Below are 16154 nucleotides of genomic sequence, written 5' to 3' on the forward strand. Positions count from 1 at the left end.
GCCGCGGCCCAGGTTCAGGCCACTGCCAGCGTGGCGGCAGGCTCGCTGGTGTAGCTGCGCACCAGGCGCAGCAGTTCCTCTTCCGAGTAGGGCTTGCCGAGGTAGTGGTTCACGCCCAGCGTGCGCGCGTAGTCGCGGTGCTTCTCGGCGATGCGCGAGGTGATCATGATGATCGGCAGGCCGGCCATCGAGTCGTCCGCGCGGATGTTGCGCGCCAGGTCGAAGCCGTCCATGCGCGGCATCTCGATGTCCGACAGCACCACCGCCGGGCGCTCCTGCTGCAGGCGTTCGAGCGCCTGCAGGCCGTCGGCCGCGAGGGACACGCGATAGCCTTCGCGCTGCAGCAGGCGCTGCGTCACGCGGCGCACGGTGATGGAGTCGTCGACCACCAGCACCAGCGGCACCTGCGGCGCCACCGGAGCCAGCATCGGCAACGGCTCCTGCGGCGCGCCGTGGTCGGCGCCGGCGGCATGCGCGGGCGCGGCCAGCGCGGCGGCCTGGCGCTCGCGCGCCTGGTCGCCATGCACCGCGGCCACCGCCACCGGGTTGTAGATGAGCGCCACCGCGCCCGAAGCCAGCACCGAGATGCCCGCCAGGCCCGGCAGCCGGGCCAGCTGCGGCCCGAGGTTCTTGACCACGACTTCCTGGTTGCCCAGCACTTCGTCCACATGCAGGCCCACCCGTTGCGCCGCGCTTCGCACGATCACGACGGTGTTGTTCCGGCTCGTGGGGTGCTCGCTGCGCGCCGAGGCCTGCAGCAATGCGCCGGCCCAGTAGAAAGGCACCTGCTCGCTGCCGAACGGATGGCTGTTGTGCAGGTAGGCGGCCTCGAGCTCGGTGCTGCTCACGCGCTGCACCAGCTCGACCAGGTTGGACGGCACGCCGATCGACACCTCGCCCGCGCGCAGCATCACCACGTGCGTCACCGCGGTGGTGAGCGGCAGCACCAGCTTGAAGGTGGTGCCCTGGCCGGCCGTGCTGTGCGTTTCGATGCGGCCGCCGAGCGCCGCGATCTGCGCGCGCACCACGTCCATGCCGATGCCGCGGCCGGCCAGTTCGGACACCTGTCCGGCGGTCGAGAAGCCGGGCTTGAAGATCAGCTCGGTGGCTTCCTCGGGCGAGAGTTCCTGGCCGGGCGCGAGCAGGCCGAGCGTGCGGGCGCGCTCGGCGATGCGGCCATGGTCGAGGCCGGCGCCGTCGTCGCGGAAGCTCACCGAGACGTCGTTGCCCTCCTGGTGCAGGTCGATCACGATCAGGCCGTTGGCGTCCTTGCCGGCCTTTTCGCGCGCGGCCGGTTCCTCGATGCCGTGCGCCACGCAGTTGCGCAGCAGGTGCTCGAAGGCGGGCGTCATGCGGTCGAGCACGCCGCGGTCCATTTCGATGGAGCCGCCGACGATGTCCAGGCGCACCTGCTTGCCGGTGTCCTTGGAGGCCTGGCGCACCACGCGGTAGAGGCGGTCGGAGATGCCCTCGAACTCCACCATGCGCGTGCGCAGCAGGCCGCGCTGCAGTTCGCGCGTCTGGCGCGCCTGCACGCTGAGGTCGTCTTCCGTGGCCTGCACCGTCTTTTGCAGCGTGCGCTGCACGGTGGCCACGTCGTTCACCGACTCGGCCATCATGCGCGTGAGTTCCTGCACGCGGGTGAAGCGGTCGAACTCCAGCGGGTCGAAGCTCTGCTGCGAATCCTTGGCCTGGGCCAGGCGCGACTGCATCTGGCTTTCGGCCTGCACCTCGATGTCGCGCAGCTGCTGGCGCAGGCGGTCGAGGTTGCCCGTGAGGTCGGTGAGCGAACCGCGCAGCTGGCCGAGCTCGGCCTCCAGGCGCGAACGCGTGATGATGACCTCGCCGGTCTGCGCCACCAGGCGGTCGAGCAGCTGGGTGCGGATGCGCACGGCCTGGCTCGACACCGCGCGCAGCGGCGCCAGCAGCGCGTGGGCCGGACGCGGCAGCAGCGATGGCGCGGCGGCGGCTTCCGCGTCCGCGCCGGCGTTCCCGTCGCCGGCAACCAGTGTCTCGTCGTTGGCGGACACGCCCGTTTCGGCGGGAACCTGCACCAGCTGCACGCCTGGCGAAGTCACCGAGGCCGCCGCCACCAGCTGGGCCACTTCGGCCTGGGTCGCATCGTCCGCGGCGCGCAGGGCGTCGAAGGTGGCCTGCAGCGCATCGAGGCGCGTGAGCAGCTTCTCGATCTCGGCCCGGTCGGCGCCGCCCTGGGTGCCCAGCACTTCGATCTCGGACTCCATGCGGTGCGCGCGCTCGCCCAGGCGCATGGCGCCGGCCAGCCGGGCGCTGCCCTTGAGCGTGTGCAGCGTGCGCAGCACCGAGGCGCGCGGCGCGCTGTCGTCGGGGTGGTGCGCCCATTGGCGCAGCGCCTGGCCCAGCTGGGGCAGCAGTTCCGCCGCTTCTTCCTCGAAGATGGGGAACAGGTCGACGTCGACCGCGTCGACCATGTCGATCGCGTCTTCGGAATCGTCCAGCGCCACGTCGGCCACGTTGCCCTGCGCCACCAGATGCTGGTGCGGCCGGGTCTCGACACGCGCGGCGGCCTCGGCCGGCATGGGTGCGGCGGCAATGTCGCGCAGCGCCTGCAGCGTTCCCTCGGACGGCTCGCGCAGGAAGCCGACGGCAAACTGGTGCAGCAGGCGGCGCAGTTCGTCGGCCGCGGCCACCAGCACCACGCCCTGTTCGCGCGAGCCGCTGCCCTGCATCTGCAGATGCTGCAGCGCGGCTTCGAGCAGGCGCGCCATGCCCGAGAGGCTGTGGAAGCCGACCGTGGCCGAACTGCCGGCCAGCGAATGCGCGAGCGCAATGGTCGAGTCGGACAGCCGCTCGTGCGATTCGAGCGCCCACTCGCCCACTTCGGTGGCGAGCTGCCGGGACCACTCGTCGGCCTCGTTGAGGTAGACGTTGTAGAGCGCAATGCCGATGCGCAGCGGCCCGATGACCTTGACCTGGTCTTCGGCACCGGAGGCGGCGACGGCTTCGGCGGTTTCTTCTTCGGCTTCGACCGGCGGGGCGATTTCTTCGGCGGCGACGGGCGCAGCTTCCGCGACCTGCGGTGCTTCGTCGGCGGCAACAACGGCGGATTCTTCGGGCTCCAGCAGCAGGGCCGGTGCGGCCACGGGTTCTTCGGCGGGCACCACTGCTGCGGGCTCTTCCGCCTTCACCGGCATCGGTGCGGGCTCCTCGGCAACTGCCGCGGGCTCGTCCGCCTTCGCCGGCACGATCTCGGTCGCCCAGTCGAGGTCGGGCAGCCCCTCCAGGGCCGGCGATTCGGGCGCATCGGCGGCCGGTGCCGGTTCGACGGCGGGTTCCGCCGTGAAGCGGGCGATCGACTGGACCGGCGCCTCCTGCGCTTTCGCGGGCGCAAGAAAATCGAAGTCGGCGCTGTGGTCGAAGGCCTCGAGCGCTTCGCCATCCGGCACCGGCCGGGATTCGAAGTCGAGGAAATCGGTGGAAGCAAAGTCGTCGTCGGCTTCGGGCTTTGCAGCGGCTGGCGGCGTTTGCGGCGGCAGTTCGAATTGCGCGGCGGGTGCTGTTTCCACCGGCGCTGCGGGGGAAAGCGACAGGTCGGGCAGTTCCGGAAGCTCCAGCGGTTGCGCGAGTTCCGGTGCGGGAGCGGCCAACGGCGGCTCCGCGGCAATGTGGCGCGCGGCCACGGCCAGCGCGTCGGCATCGGCGACCCACGTGGGGGCGGTGGGCACGGGTTCGCCCGCCAGCAGGGCATTGGCCACGCGGCTGAAATGCGCCGACTGCCAGCCGTGCTGGGCACCGGACGCAATGGCTTCGACCCACTGGCCGAATTCCTCGAGCGCCTTGCGGGTGCCGGTGAGCAGGTCGGGCGTGGCGTCGCGCTGGTCGGCCAGCCAGGTGTTGAGCACCTGTTCGAAGGACCAGGCGGCATCGCCGAAGTCGGTCAGGCCGACCATGCGCGAGCTGCCCTTGAGCGTGTGGAACGCGCGCCGCAGGATGGTGAGTTCCTCGGTGTCGTCGGGGTGGCCGCCGAGCTCCTCGATGGCGGCCAGGCCGTTCTGCACCACCTCGCGGGCTTCGTCCAGGAAGATGTTCTGCAGGTCGTCTTCTTCGAGCTCGGTCACCTCGGTATCGGGCAGGGCCGCGGGACCGGCGATCTTGTGGGTCCAGCTGTCGGCCTTGCTGCTGAATTCCTCGATGGGCGAGACCTTCGCCTTGCGGTTGGGCGTGGCGAGCGCGGCGAGCTTCGAGGCGATCTGGGCATCGACCTCCTCGATGCTGAGCACCGCTTCGGCAGCTGCGGGCGCTGCAGCGCCGGGGGTCGCGGCCTCCGCGGCCCCATCGGCGGCCTGGCGGCCCATCAGCGGCTTGAGTTCGCCGGCATCGGCGTCGAACACGAACAGGCGCTTGGCGAGCGTCGGCTGGTAGCCCAGCATGTCGATCAGGAAGCCGAGCGCGCCCAGGTTGTTGCCGAGCGCATCGAAGCTGTGCATCTCCTCGATCGGCGAGGCATTGCCCACCAGCATCTGCTCGACGTCGTCGCGCATGCGCTGGACGGTGCTGGCGGCCTGGTCGAGCCCCAGCACCGAGAACACGCCGCGCATCTGCAGCAGCTGGCTCGGCACGGTGCGCAGCAGGGCCTTCTCGGCCGGGCGGCGGAAATACTGGTCGAGCGATTTCTCGAGCTCGCTCAGGTGGCTGCGCAGTTCGTCGACCACGGTGCCCATGGTCTGGCGGTCGCTCACGCGCCGGTACAGGTCCTCCATCCAGGGCTCGAGCGGCTCCGAATGCCCGCCTGCGCGCACGCGCTCGATGCGGCCGGCCAGCTGCAGGGTGCGGGAGGTGAGCTGCGGATCGCTCGGGTCCAGGTCTTCGAGCGCGGCTTCCAGGTAGAGCACCGAGGTGGCGACTTCCATCGCCAGCTCGGTATCGGGCGGCTGGCTGGAGCGCACCGAGGCGTCGACCGCATGGGTGAGCGCCTCCACCATCGGCGAGATGGGCGGATGGAGCTTCTGCAGCGATTCGCCCAGCTGCGCGAAGGTGTCGGCCACCTGGCGCGTGCGGGTGATGTCGCCGCCCGAGAGCGCCGACCACATTTCCTTGGCGGTTTCGATGCGCTTGCGCGCCTGCGCCAGCACCAGCGGGTCGTAGCGGCCGAACTGCTCGACCGTGTAGTCGACCTGGCGCTCGCCGGCCACGCCCCAGGCGGTGCGAACGGTGCGCAGGGTGGCGGCTTCGTCCTGCGCGCCGGGCACGGCCTGGGCGCAGAAGAACAGCAGGTCCTGGCCCAGGCGGTCGGACACCGCGCTGTCGCCGCGCGCCAGGGTGGCGTACTGCAGCAGCACGCGCGAAGCGGCGCGCTTCACATACGAATCGGCGGGAATCAGCCCGAGCGCCAGGGCCTCGAAGAAGCCGGCGGCCAGCGTCCAGAAGCTGGCAACGCGGGGCAGCAGCGCACCGCGCCCGAGCCCCAGGCACAGCGCATGCAGCCGCCGCGCGGCCTGCGGGTCGCCGGTCTTGACCAGCTGCAGCACCTCGCGGTCGAGCCGCGAACGCACGGCCGGGTCATAGCTGACGGCAGCCTGGGTCAGCGCGGGCCGCACTTCGACCCAGCGCCAGGCCGTGCTCCACAGGTCCGCCGGATGCACGCGCTCGTTGCCCACCAGTTCGAGCACGTCGCGGTATTGCGGGAACAGCGCCACCGAGGACACGGCCTTGCCGGCCAGGAGCGCGTTGAGGAAATCGGTGACGGCAAAGCCGGCGCGCTCGATCTTCTGGACCGCGCTGTCGGTGCAGCGCTGTGGCTCGGCAATGAAGCCCTGCACCGCGAACTCGATGGCGCCGAGCACCAGCGCCGGTGCGGTGTTGCCCACCATCTGCAGCGCGCCCACGGATTGGTGCAGCTGCTGGCGGGCCATCTGCAGCGGGCCGCTTTCGAGCTCCGAGGCATTGCCCACGTCGCGCACGAAGCGCCGCAGCGACTTGCCGACGCTGTCGAGGGATTTCTGGATTTCTCCCAGAACCCAGGCCAGCGGCCCAAGGTCTTCGGTGGCCGGCACGTTGCCAGCGAGGGGGGCCGTGGCAGGGGTTTGAGTCGACACGTTGGATGCTCGCCGTTTTCTTGACTGTCAGTTTTCCACTGGGCGCTGCGCGCCCCGAATGCACGAAGCCCGCGCCATCCTCAAGCGGGTCGGCGAAGCGACACGAAGTGCGCGAAGACTGGGGGAGAGCTTCATCAGGCGATCTTGAATCGGGCCACCGAGCGGCGCAGTTCCTCGGCCATCTGCGACAGCTCGCGCACCTGCTGGGCGGTGTTGCGGGTACCTTCTCCGGTCTGCTCGGTCACGGCAAAGATGTGCTGGATGTTGGCGGCCACCACGTTGGCCGAATCGGCCTCGCGGGAGGCGGACTGCGAAATCTGCTCGATGAGGTCTGCAAGCCGGCGCGACACGCGGTCGATCTCGGACAGCGCGGTACCGGCATTGTCGGACAGCTTGGCCCCTTCGACCACACCCTGCGTGGAACGCTCCATGGCGCCCACCGCGTCCTGCGTGTCGGTCTGAATGGCCTTCACCAGCGCCGAGATCTGGCGCGTGGCGTCGGCGGAGCGTTCAGCCAGGCGCTGCACTTCTTCGGCCACCACCGAGAAGCCGCGGCCGGCTTCACCGGCCGATGCGGCCTGGATGGCGGCGTTCAGCGCCAGCACGTTCGTCTGCTCGGTAATGTCCGAGATCAGCTCGGTGATTTCGCCGATCTCCTGCGACGACTCGCCCAGGCGCTTGATGCGCTTGGAGGTTTCCTGGATCTGGTCGCGGATGGAGTTCATGCCGCCGATGGCGTTCTGCACGGCCTGCAGGCCCGAGGACGCGGCCTGCAGCGACTGGCGCGCCACCGTGGCGGACTCCTGCGCCTGCGAGGACACGCCGTTGATCCGCTCGGCCATGGTCACCACCGACTGGCCGGTTTCGCGAATCTCGCGCAGCTGCTCGGTCGAGGCGGCGAGCAGTTCGGTGGAGGTGCTTTCCACCTGCGAGGTGGTCTGCGCCACGCGGGTGGCCGTGTTCTGCACGTTGCCCACCAGCAGGCGCAGTTCTTCCACCGTGTAGTTCACCGAGTCGGCGATGGCGCCGGTGATGTCCTCGGTCACGGTGGCTTCCTGCGTCAGGTCGCCTTCGGCCACCGTCTGCAGTTCGTTCATCAGCCGAAGAATGGCGGCCTGGTTGGCGTTGTTGATGCGGCCGGCCTCTTCGCTGGCCTGCTCGGCCGCGAGACGCTCGCGCTCTGCAACGGCGGCACGTTCGCGGCCTTCGCGCACCTGCACGAAACCGATGGCGCCGGCCAGCGCCAGGGCGGCCAGCGAGAGCACGAACAGCATCACGATCGTTCCGGCGCCAAGGCCGGTGCGCGCGGACAGCTTGTCCTGCAGCTCGCCGAGCGATTTGCGCAGCGGTTCGCTGTCGGTCAGGATGGAAGCCTGCGCTTCGCGCGCGGCCACCAGGCCCTGCAGGTTGCCCAGGATGGCCGAGGCCTGCGTGCGCATCTGCTCGTAGGTCTTGAGAATGGCTTCGAGCTGCTGGCGGGTCTGCGGGTCTTTCGAGCCGGGGAAGCGCTGCTGCGCATTGCCGTCGAGCAGGCCGCGCGTGGTTTCCTGGAAGGTGTTCAGGTCCTTGCCGAGCAGGAACACGGCGTCGGGGTTCACGCCCTCGACCGTGAAGAACTCGTTGGTCGACTTGCCGATGCGCTGGGTCAGCATCACGAGCTGGCCGGCCGCCGAGATTTCAGGCAGCGTGGCGTTCTGCTGCATCTTCAGCGAAGCGACGGTTTCCGTCATTTCGAGCAGCGCGGACGACTGCTGGTTGATGTCGCGCAGGGCGGCGCCCACCTGGGTCAGGATCTGGCGCTGGGCCAGCACGACCTTGGCGCTGGCATCGGCACGGACGACCAGGGGGTTGATCTTGGCCATGTCCTCGTCGTACTGGTTGCCCACGCGCTCCAGGCGCAGGGCGTCGTCGCCGTTGGTCAGGCCCTGCACGCGGCGCGTGAGGTCGTCGGCGCTGTCCTTCACTTCGACGAAGGCCGGGGCGCTGCCCACCAGGGCCTGGGAGATCGACTTTGCGAGCCGCTGCGACTGCATCAGCGACTGGCCGGTGGCGGCCACCTGCTGCGCAAGGCGCTCGGCGCGAAGAATGGCGGAGCCGGCCACCAGCAGCAGCAGCAGCACCACCACCGCGAGCATGATGGCCAGGACGCGCTGCTGGCGCGCCGGGTTCGAACCCGCGCGGCCGCCTGCGGCCTGGGGCACGGCGCCTTCGGGCGATGCCGCCTCGTTGGCCGCCTCGCTGCCGCCGAGCATTTCGTCGGCAAAGCCGGCGGGCAGCGGCGCGGCCGGCGCGCCGTCCTTGCGGGCCAGCCGAATGGTCTTTTCCTCCAGGGCCTGAACCGTGTCGACGTCGTCGAGCGATATGGAACCGGAGCCGTCGACGCGGGCCTTGTCGTTGCCGCTGTTCGCGGGCAGTAATTTCTTGAACTTGTCGGCGATCGAGCTCACGGTCGGTCCTTCAGGTGGTTGTCTTTGGGCTGTGCGGAAGCACTAGGCGCCAATACTCAAAAACTCGGGTTGCTGAGAAAGCGCCTGCAGGTTGATTTCCTGCCAGCGCTCGCCCGCCGCATCGGTGTACAGATGCCCCAGCCAGGCGGGTGCCTGTGCGCCAGGCGGCTCCGAAGCCGTGAAGGCCTCGGCGCCGCGCAGTCCCGCCAGCCGGTCGACCAGCAGCGCGCAGTTCACTTCGAGCAGTTCGTTGAGGGCAACGAGCCGCGATTGCATGCGGGCCGCCTCGGTGGCGGCCGTGTTGTCCGGCGCACCCGAGGCGAATGCCGACAGGTGCACCACGCCATAGAGGCCGCCGCGCAGGTTGGCCACGCCCAGGAACCAGGGCTGCGTGTAGGGCACGGGCTGCGGCGGCGTCCACGGGAAGATTTCCCCCGCGTGGCCGAGTGGGAACAGGTACTTGCCCTCGCCCGCCTCGACCGCGAGCCACGAGGCGGCGACGCCGGTCGTGCGCGCAGCCTGCAGGCGGCTTGCAAGCCGGGACTGGAAGGCTCGGAGAGCGTCGCGATTGGCCATGGACTCGGCAGGCGCCTGCTCAGGCCAGCGCGCTGATCTTGGACATCAGCTCGGCCGCGTTGACCGGCTTCACGATGTAGTCGCGGGCGCCCTGGCGCATGCCCCAGACGCGATCGGTTTCCTGGTTCTTGCTGGTGCACAGGATGATCGGGATGGCGGCGTACTGCGGATCGCGGGCAATGGCGCGCGTCAGCTGGAAGCCGTTCTGGCCGGGCATGACGACGTCCATGAGGATCAGGTCGGGCTGGTCCTCTTCGAGGCGGCGCATGGCGTCTTCGGCGTTTTCGGCGGTCTTGACCGCAAAGCCGTTCTTCTGGAGCAGGTCCGAGAGGAACACCAGTTCCGTCTTGGAGTCGTCGACGACGAGGATTTTTCGAATGGGCATTTACTGCACTTCCTGTTGAAGGGTGCCAAACTGCTGCACGGCCTGCAGCAGCTGGTCTTTGGTGAAGGGTTTGGTCAGGTAGTCCTGCGACCCGACCATGCGGCCGCGCGCCTTGTCGAAGACGCCGTCTTTCGAGGAGAGCATCACGACCGGAACATTGGAGAAATGAGCGTTGCGCTTGATGATGGCGCAGGTCTGGTAGCCGTCCAGCCGCGGCATCAGGATGTCGCAGAAAATCAGATGCGGCTTGTGGTCGTTAACCTTGGAGAGCGCGTCGAAGCCGTCTTCCGCGAGAAGAACCTCGTGCCCGCCCTGCTTCAGAAATATTTCGGCACTGCGCCGGATCGTATTGCTGTCGTCGATGACGAGCACCTTGTAACCTGATCCATTCGGCCCCATTGCACATGCTCCTGCTGAGATGAGACTTGGATGCCCGCCGCACCGTACATCGGCGCAAATCGCGTAGCCCTATGCCATGCTTTCAGATTTCAACCATTTCGAAGTCTTCCTTGCGCGCACCGCACTCAGGACAGGTCCAGTTCATCGGAACATCGGCCCAGGCCGTGCCTGCCGCGATGCCGTCTTCCGGTACACCAACCGCTTCGTCATAGATCCACCCACAAATCAGGCACATCCAAGTTTTCGTATTCATCGGAGCTTAAAGTCCTTGTTCATTAAATGCAACGAGTGTATCTATGCGTATCTCACTGGCGGACGGTAAACGTCGCGCCTATGCCACCATCCAGGGGATTTCGCCCGGCGTATGACCATCTACTTACATCCAGCAGACCACGCCCGCAAACCGGGCAATCTTAACGACCCCTCGCCGGACGCCGAAGAGGTGGCCGAGCGCGACCTGAATCCGCCCTGCGTGCTGGTCTTCAACGCCAGCGATCCGAGCGGCGCGGGCGGCCTGGGCGCGGACGCACTGGCCATGGCCTCGGTCGGCGCGCACATGCTGCCGGTGGTGACGGGCGCCTACGCCCGCGACACGGCCGAGATCTTCGACCATTTCGCCTTCGAGGAAGAGGCCATCGCCGAGCAGGCGCGCGCCATCCTCGAGGACGTGGAGGTCCAGCTCATCAAGGTGGGCTTCGTCGGAACGCCCGACGCGCTGAGCACCATCGCCGAGACCGCCTCCGACTACCCCGAGGTGCCGCTGGTGGCCTACATGCCCAACCTTTCCTGGTGGGACGAGGACCTCATCGAGGGCTATCTGGACGCCTTCCGCGAGCTGCTGCTGCCCCAGGCCACAGTGTTGGTTGGAAACCACAGTACGCTGTGGCGCTGGCTGCTGCCCGACTGGAGCGGCGAGCGTCCGCCCGGCGCGCGCGACATCGCCAAGGCCGCCGGCGAGTTCGGCGTGCCCTACACGCTGGTGACCGGCATGGTGCTGCCCGACCAGTTCATCGACAACGTGCTGGCCTCGCCGCAGTCGGTGCTCGCCAGCGAGAAATACGAGCGGCTCGAAGCGGTCTTTGCCGGCGCGGGCGACACGCTGTCGGCCGCGCTGGCCGCCCTGCTCGCGAGCGGCACCGACCTGGTGGCCGCCACCACCGAGGCCCTGGCCTACATGGACCGCTGCCTCGACGCGGGTTTCCGGCCCGGCATGGGCCACGTGCTGCCGGACCGCCTGTTCTGGGCCGAGCCGGAAGACGACGATGACGACGATGAAGACCCCGACGCCCCGCAAGACTTTGCCCTGCCCCCTCACGACACCCGACACTGATGCCAAACGCTGACCAAAACGACATTCTTTTCGAGCGCGCCCGCGCCGTCATCCCCGGCGGCGTCAATTCGCCGGTGCGCGCCTTCAAGGCCGTGGGCGGCACGCCGCGCTTCATCCGCCGCGCCGAGGGCGCCTATTTCTGGGACGCCAACGACAAGCGCTACATCGACTACATCGGCTCCTGGGGCCCGATGATCCTGGGCCACGGCCACCCCGCGGTGGTCGAGGCGGTGCAGAAAGCCGTGCTCGAGGGCTTCTCCTACGGCGCGCCAACCGAGCGCGAGATCGAGTTGGCCGAAGCCATCCTGGCGCTGATGCCGTCGATGGAGATGGTGCGGCTCGTGAGCTCGGGCACCGAGGCCGCCATGAGCGCGCTGCGCCTGGCGCGCGGCGCCACCGGCCGCAAGCACATCATCAAGTTCGAAGGCTGCTACCACGGCCATGCGGACGCGCTGCTGGTGAAGGCCGGCTCCGGCCTCGCCACCTTCGGCCACCCCACCTCGGCCGGCGTGCCGCCCGAGGTCACGCAGCACACGCTGGTGCTCGAGTACAACAACATCGTGCAGCTCGAGGAAGCCTTCGCGCTGCATGGCAACGACATCGCCTGCCTGATGATCGAGGCGATTGCCGGCAACATGAACTTCGTGCGCGCCACGCCCGCCTTCGCCGCCCGCTGCCGCGAGCTGTGCACGCAGCACGGCGCGCTGCTGGTGTTCGACGAAGTGATGACCGGCTTTCGCGTCGGCCTGCACGGTGCGCAGGGCGTGCTGGGCATCACGCCCGACCTCACGGTGCTCGGCAAGGTCATCGGCGGCGGCATGCCGCTGGCGGCTTTTGGCGGCCCGCGCGCCATCATGGAGCAGCTCGCGCCGCTCGGCCCGGTCTACCAGGCCGGCACGCTGTCGGGCAACCCGGTGGCCACGGCCTGCGGCCTTGCCACGCTGAAGGAAATCTCGAAGCCCGGCTTCTATGAGGCGCTCGGCAAGAAGACGCGCTCGCTCGCCGACGGCCTCAAGGCCGCCGCCGCGGCCGAGGGGCTGCCCTTCAACGCCGACAGCGAGGGCGGCATGTTCGGCTTCTTCCTGATGAACGAGCTGCCGCAGAACTACGCGACCGTGATGACCACCGACAACGCGAAGTTCAACGCGCTGTTCCACGGCCTGCTGGAGCGCGGCGTGTACATCGCGCCGGCGCTCTACGAGGCCGGCTTCGTGAGCGCGGCGCATGGCGACGACGACATTGCCGCAACCATTGATGCGGCGCGGCAGGTTTTCAGGACGCTGCGCTCGCTCTGACCCGTCTGTTGCGGGGCGCCGAAGGGTGCCCCGCCCGAGCACACAGGCTCAGTGCCGGAAGTGGCGCACGCCCGAGAGCACCATGACCACGCCGCGCTCGTCGGCGGCATCGATCACTTCCTGGTCGCGCATCGAGCCGCCCGGCTGGATCACGCAGCTCGCGCCGGCATCGACCACCACGTCGAGCCCGTCGCGGAACGGGAAGAAGGCGTCGCTTGCCACCGCCGTGCCCTTCAGCGAGAGGCCCGCATGCTCGGCCTTGATGCTCGCGATGCGCGCCGAGTCGAGGCGGCTCATCTGGCCCGCGCCCACGCCCATGGTCATGCCGCCGGCGCAGAACACGATGGCGTTGCTCTTCACGTACTTGGCGACCTTCCATGCGAACAGCAGGTCCTGCAGCTGCTCGGGCGTGGGCTGCTTCTTCGTGACCACCTTGAGGTCGCTCGCCGCGAGCTCGTGGTTGTCGGCGGTCTGCATCAACAGGCCCGAACCGACGCGCTTCACGTCCATTGCGTTGCGGCCGTTGTCCCAGTCGGTGGTGCCGCCCGGCGGCAGTGCGATCTCGAGCACGCGCACGTTCTGCTTGACCTTGGTGGCCTGGAACACGGCGAGCGCCTCGGGCGTGTAGCCCGGCGCCATCAGCACTTCGACGAACTGCTTGGCAATGGCCTGCGCGGTCTCGCCGTCGACCGGGCGGTTGAAGGCGATGATGCCGCCGAAGGCCGAGGTCGGGTCGGTCTTGAAGGCCTTGCCGTAGGCTTCAGCCGCGTCCTTGCCCACCGCCACGCCGCAGGGGTTGGCGTGCTTGACGATCACGCACGCGGGCACGTCGAAGCTCTTCACGCATTCCCATGCGGCGTCGGCATCGGCGATGTTGTTGTAGCTGAGCTCCTTGCCCTGCAGTTGCTTCGCCGACACCAGCGAGCCGGGCGCCGGATGCAGGTCGCGGTAGAACGCGGCCTGCTGGTGCGGGTTCTCGCCGTAGCGCAGGTCCTGCACCTTCACGAAGCGGCCGTTGCTTTGCGCCGGGAACAGCGAGCGCGTGGGCGAAGGCTGGCCGATGCTGGCGTCGAAGTCGATGGCCGAGAGATAGTCGCTGATGGCGCCGTCGTAGTCGGCGATGCGGTTGAACGCGGCCACCGAGAACGCGAACTTGGTCTTGTCGCTGAGCTTGCCGCCGGCCTGGAGTTCGGCCAGCGCCACGGCGTACTGCGAGGCGTCGGTCAGCACGCCCACGTCCTTCCAGTTCTTGGCCGCGCTGCGCACCATGGCCGGGCCGCCGATGTCGATGTTCTCGATCGCGTCTTCGAGCGTGCAGCCGGCCTTGGCCACCGTGGCTTCGAACGGATAGAGATTGACCACCAGCAGGTCGATGGTGTCGATGCCGTGTTCCTGGATGGCCGCCACGTGCGCGGGCAGGTCGCGCCGCGCGAGCAGGCCGCCGTGGATCTTGGGGTGCAGCGTCTTCACGCGGCCGTCGAGCATTTCGGGAAAGCCGGTGTGGTCGGCCACTTCGGTCACGGGCAGGCCGGCATCGGCCAGCAGCTTGGCGGTGCCGCCGGTGGACAGCAGCTTGATGCCCAGCGCATGCAGCGCCTGCGCGAATTCGAGGATGCCGGTTTTGTCGGAGACGGAGATGAGTGCGGTCTGGGCCATGGAATATGCCGTGGAGTTATTTATTTCAGGAGTTTGTGTTCAACCAGCTTCTTGCGAAGCGTGTTGCGATTCAGGCCCAGCCATTGCGCGGCCTTCGACTGGTTGCCCTCGGCGCGCGTCATCACGACGTCGAGCAGGGGCTTCTCGACCACACGCACGAGCATCTCGTACATGCCGTCGGGTTCGGTGCCGCGCAGATCACGAAAGTAGCTGTCCAGACTGGTGCGCACGCAGTCCTCGATGTGTTTCTTGCTCATGCTTTTTCTTCTCTTCCTCTCAACCGGCGGCGCAGGCCGCCTCCTCTTCACCGGACAGCTCTTCGGCCGCCTGGTGCACGGGCATGCGGTCCATGCGGTCCGCCAACCCGTCGAAATAATCGCCGACCGCGTGCAGTTGCGCAGCGGAGTCTTCGATGGTGTTCATCCGTGCGCGGAAGGCTTCGCCGTCCGGCAGCGTGCGCACATACCAGCCGATGTGCTTGCGCGCGGTGCGCACGCCGCTGAATTCGCCGTAGAGCGCGTAGTGCTCCACCAGGTGGTCGAGCAGCAGGCGGCGCACTTCGGCGACCAGCGGCGGCGCAAGGTGCGTGCCCGTGGCCAGGAAATGGGCGATCTCGCGGAAGATCCAGGGCCGCCCCTGCGCGGCGCGGCCGATCATCACCGCGTCGGCGCCCGTGGCCGCGAGCACTTCGCGCGCCTTCTCGGGCGAGCGGATGTCGCCATTGGCCACCACCGGCACGCGCACCGCGGCCTTCACTGCGGCAATGGTGTCGTACTCGGCGCTGCCCTTGTAGCCTTGCTCGCGGGTGCGGCCGTGCACGGTGAGCATCTGCACGCCGGCCGATTCGAAATCGCGCGCGAGCTTCACTGCGTTGCGGTGCTCTTCGCTCCAGCCGGTGCGCATCTTGAGCGTGACCGGCACGTTGTGGGGCTGCGCTGCATCGACCACGGCCTGCACGATTTCAAGCGCCAGCGGCTCGTCGCGCATCAGCGCCGAACCGGCCCACTTGTTGCAGACCTTCTTGGCCGGGCAGCCCATGTTGATGTCGATGATCTGCGCGCCGCGCTCGATGTTGTAGACCGCGGCCTCGGCCATCATGGCCGCATCGGTGCCGGCAATCTGCACCGCGATGGGACCGGGCTCGCCGTCGTGGTTGGCGCGGCGCGAGGTCTTGAGCGTGTTCCAGAGTTCCTTGCGCGAGGTGACCATCTCGCTGACCGCATAGCCCGCGCCGAGTTCACGGCACAGCATGCGGAACGGCCGGTCCGTCACGCCGGCCATGGGCGCGACGAACAGGCGGTTTTCCAGCGTGTGGGTGCCGATCTGCAAGGTCATGAAGTGGAAGGCGTCGCGAGAGCGGCTGCTGAAAAATGAGGCACGATTGTAGCCACGCGCGATGCCATGCGCTGAAACGATTTGCGCGCGCGGTACACCGCAAGCAACGGCTGCATCCGGCGTTTTCTCCGACCTGGCGCAGAGGGGCCGCTGCCTATACTGCGTCGACTCATTTCACTTTATGCAAGCCTGGCTCGACGCACTCCTGGCGCTCCTTGCGCTTCCGCAATACGGACTCTCCACGCTGTTCATCGCGGCCTTCGTTTCGGCCACGCTGCTGCCGGTGGGCTCGGAGCCCATTCTTTTCGGCCTGCTCAAGCTCAACCCCGACATGTTCTGGCCGGCCATCCTGGTCGCGACGGTGGGCAACACGCTGGGCGGTGCGGTCGACTGGTGGATGGGCTACGGCGCGCACAAGGTGGCAGACAAATATTCGCACTCGAAACATCATGTGCGGGTCTTGGGCTGGCTGGAGCGGCTCGGACCCAAGGCCTGCCTGCTGAGCTGGCTGCCGCTGGTGGGCGATCCGCTGTGCGCGGTGGCCGGCTGGCTCAAGCTGCCGTTCTGGCCATGCCTTGGCTACATGGCCATCGGGAAGTTCCTGCGCTACATCTGTATGACGGTCGCGCTGCTCTACGTGTTCCCGTCGTGAGCCGG

General features: G+C 68.3%; 12 protein-coding genes. 3 read left to right on the top strand and 9 right to left on the bottom strand.

Annotated elements, in window-relative coordinates; all coding sequences use genetic code 11:
• Window positions 1-14: 14 nt before the first annotated feature.
• The 6 genes from AC1DSC_RS25465 to AC1DSC_RS25490 all read right to left on the bottom strand — a co-directional run bounded on the left by AC1DSC_RS25465 (window position 15) and on the right by AC1DSC_RS25490 (window position 10134).
• The gene (locus tag AC1DSC_RS25465) at window positions 15-6074 is read right to left on the bottom strand and encodes a hybrid sensor histidine kinase/response regulator (RefSeq protein ID WP_436288024.1); all 6060 of its coding nucleotides are present in this window, start codon (window positions 6072-6074) and stop codon (window positions 15-17) included.
• A gap of 134 nt (window positions 6075-6208) precedes the next feature.
• Window positions 6209-8521, bottom strand: coding sequence for a methyl-accepting chemotaxis protein (locus tag AC1DSC_RS25470; protein ID WP_015867387.1), 2313 nt, complete (start codon window positions 8519-8521; stop codon window positions 6209-6211).
• 42 nt (window positions 8522-8563) lie between these two features.
• Window positions 8564-9097 (bottom strand): chemotaxis protein CheW, encoded by a 534-nt coding sequence (locus tag AC1DSC_RS25475; RefSeq protein WP_015867388.1) that lies wholly within the window; start codon window positions 9095-9097, stop codon window positions 8564-8566.
• Between the two features lie 19 nt (window positions 9098-9116).
• On the bottom strand, window positions 9117-9482 hold the full coding sequence (locus tag AC1DSC_RS25480; protein ID WP_015867389.1) for a response regulator: 366 nt from the start codon (window positions 9480-9482) through the stop codon (window positions 9117-9119).
• Window positions 9483-9881 carry a response regulator gene (locus AC1DSC_RS25485; protein ID WP_015867390.1) on the bottom strand — a complete coding sequence of 133 codons (399 nt, stop codon included), beginning with the start codon at window positions 9879-9881 and terminating at the stop codon, window positions 9483-9485. It lies immediately after the preceding gene.
• Window positions 9882-9963: 82 nt separating this feature from the next.
• Window positions 9964-10134 carry a rubredoxin gene (locus tag AC1DSC_RS25490; RefSeq protein ID WP_007838397.1) on the bottom strand — a complete coding sequence of 57 codons (171 nt, stop codon included), beginning with the start codon at window positions 10132-10134 and terminating at the stop codon, window positions 9964-9966.
• A gap of 111 nt (window positions 10135-10245) precedes the next feature.
• Here AC1DSC_RS25490 and thiD point away from each other — a divergent pair, with 111 nt between their 5' ends.
• A complete protein-coding gene (gene thiD / locus AC1DSC_RS25495; RefSeq protein WP_015867391.1) occupies window positions 10246-11211 on the top strand; it encodes a bifunctional hydroxymethylpyrimidine kinase/phosphomethylpyrimidine kinase in 966 nt (321 codons plus the stop codon).
• Window positions 11211-12506, top strand: a complete 1296-nt coding sequence (hemL, locus tag AC1DSC_RS25500; protein ID WP_436288025.1) for a glutamate-1-semialdehyde 2,1-aminomutase — start codon at window positions 11211-11213, stop codon at window positions 12504-12506. The genes thiD and hemL overlap by 1 nt, the downstream gene beginning before the upstream one ends.
• Before the next feature lie 48 nt (window positions 12507-12554).
• Here the strand turns inward: hemL and purH are convergent, their stop codons facing one another.
• Genes purH through dusB form a run of 3 tightly spaced genes read right to left on the bottom strand, consistent with a single transcriptional unit; the run spans window position 12555 to window position 15497 of the window.
• Window positions 12555-14162, bottom strand: a complete 1608-nt coding sequence (gene purH / locus AC1DSC_RS25505; RefSeq protein ID WP_436288026.1) for a bifunctional phosphoribosylaminoimidazolecarboxamide formyltransferase/IMP cyclohydrolase — start codon at window positions 14160-14162, stop codon at window positions 12555-12557.
• A 20-nt stretch (window positions 14163-14182) separates the two neighbouring features.
• Window positions 14183-14419 (bottom strand): Fis family transcriptional regulator, encoded by a 237-nt coding sequence (locus AC1DSC_RS25510; protein ID WP_007838304.1) that lies wholly within the window; start codon window positions 14417-14419, stop codon window positions 14183-14185.
• A gap of 19 nt (window positions 14420-14438) precedes the next feature.
• Window positions 14439-15497: a tRNA dihydrouridine synthase DusB gene (gene dusB / locus AC1DSC_RS25515; RefSeq protein ID WP_436288027.1), complete on the bottom strand. Its 1059-nt coding sequence runs from the start codon at window positions 15495-15497 to the stop codon at window positions 14439-14441.
• A 181-nt stretch (window positions 15498-15678) separates the two neighbouring features.
• Between dusB and AC1DSC_RS25520 the strand changes: the two genes are divergently transcribed.
• Complete coding sequence (locus AC1DSC_RS25520; protein ID WP_436288028.1) at window positions 15679-16149, top strand: YqaA family protein; 471 nt, start codon at window positions 15679-15681, stop codon at window positions 16147-16149.
• Window positions 16150-16154 lie beyond the last annotated feature (5 nt).

The organism is Variovorax sp. 01N425 (assembly GCF_056399465.1).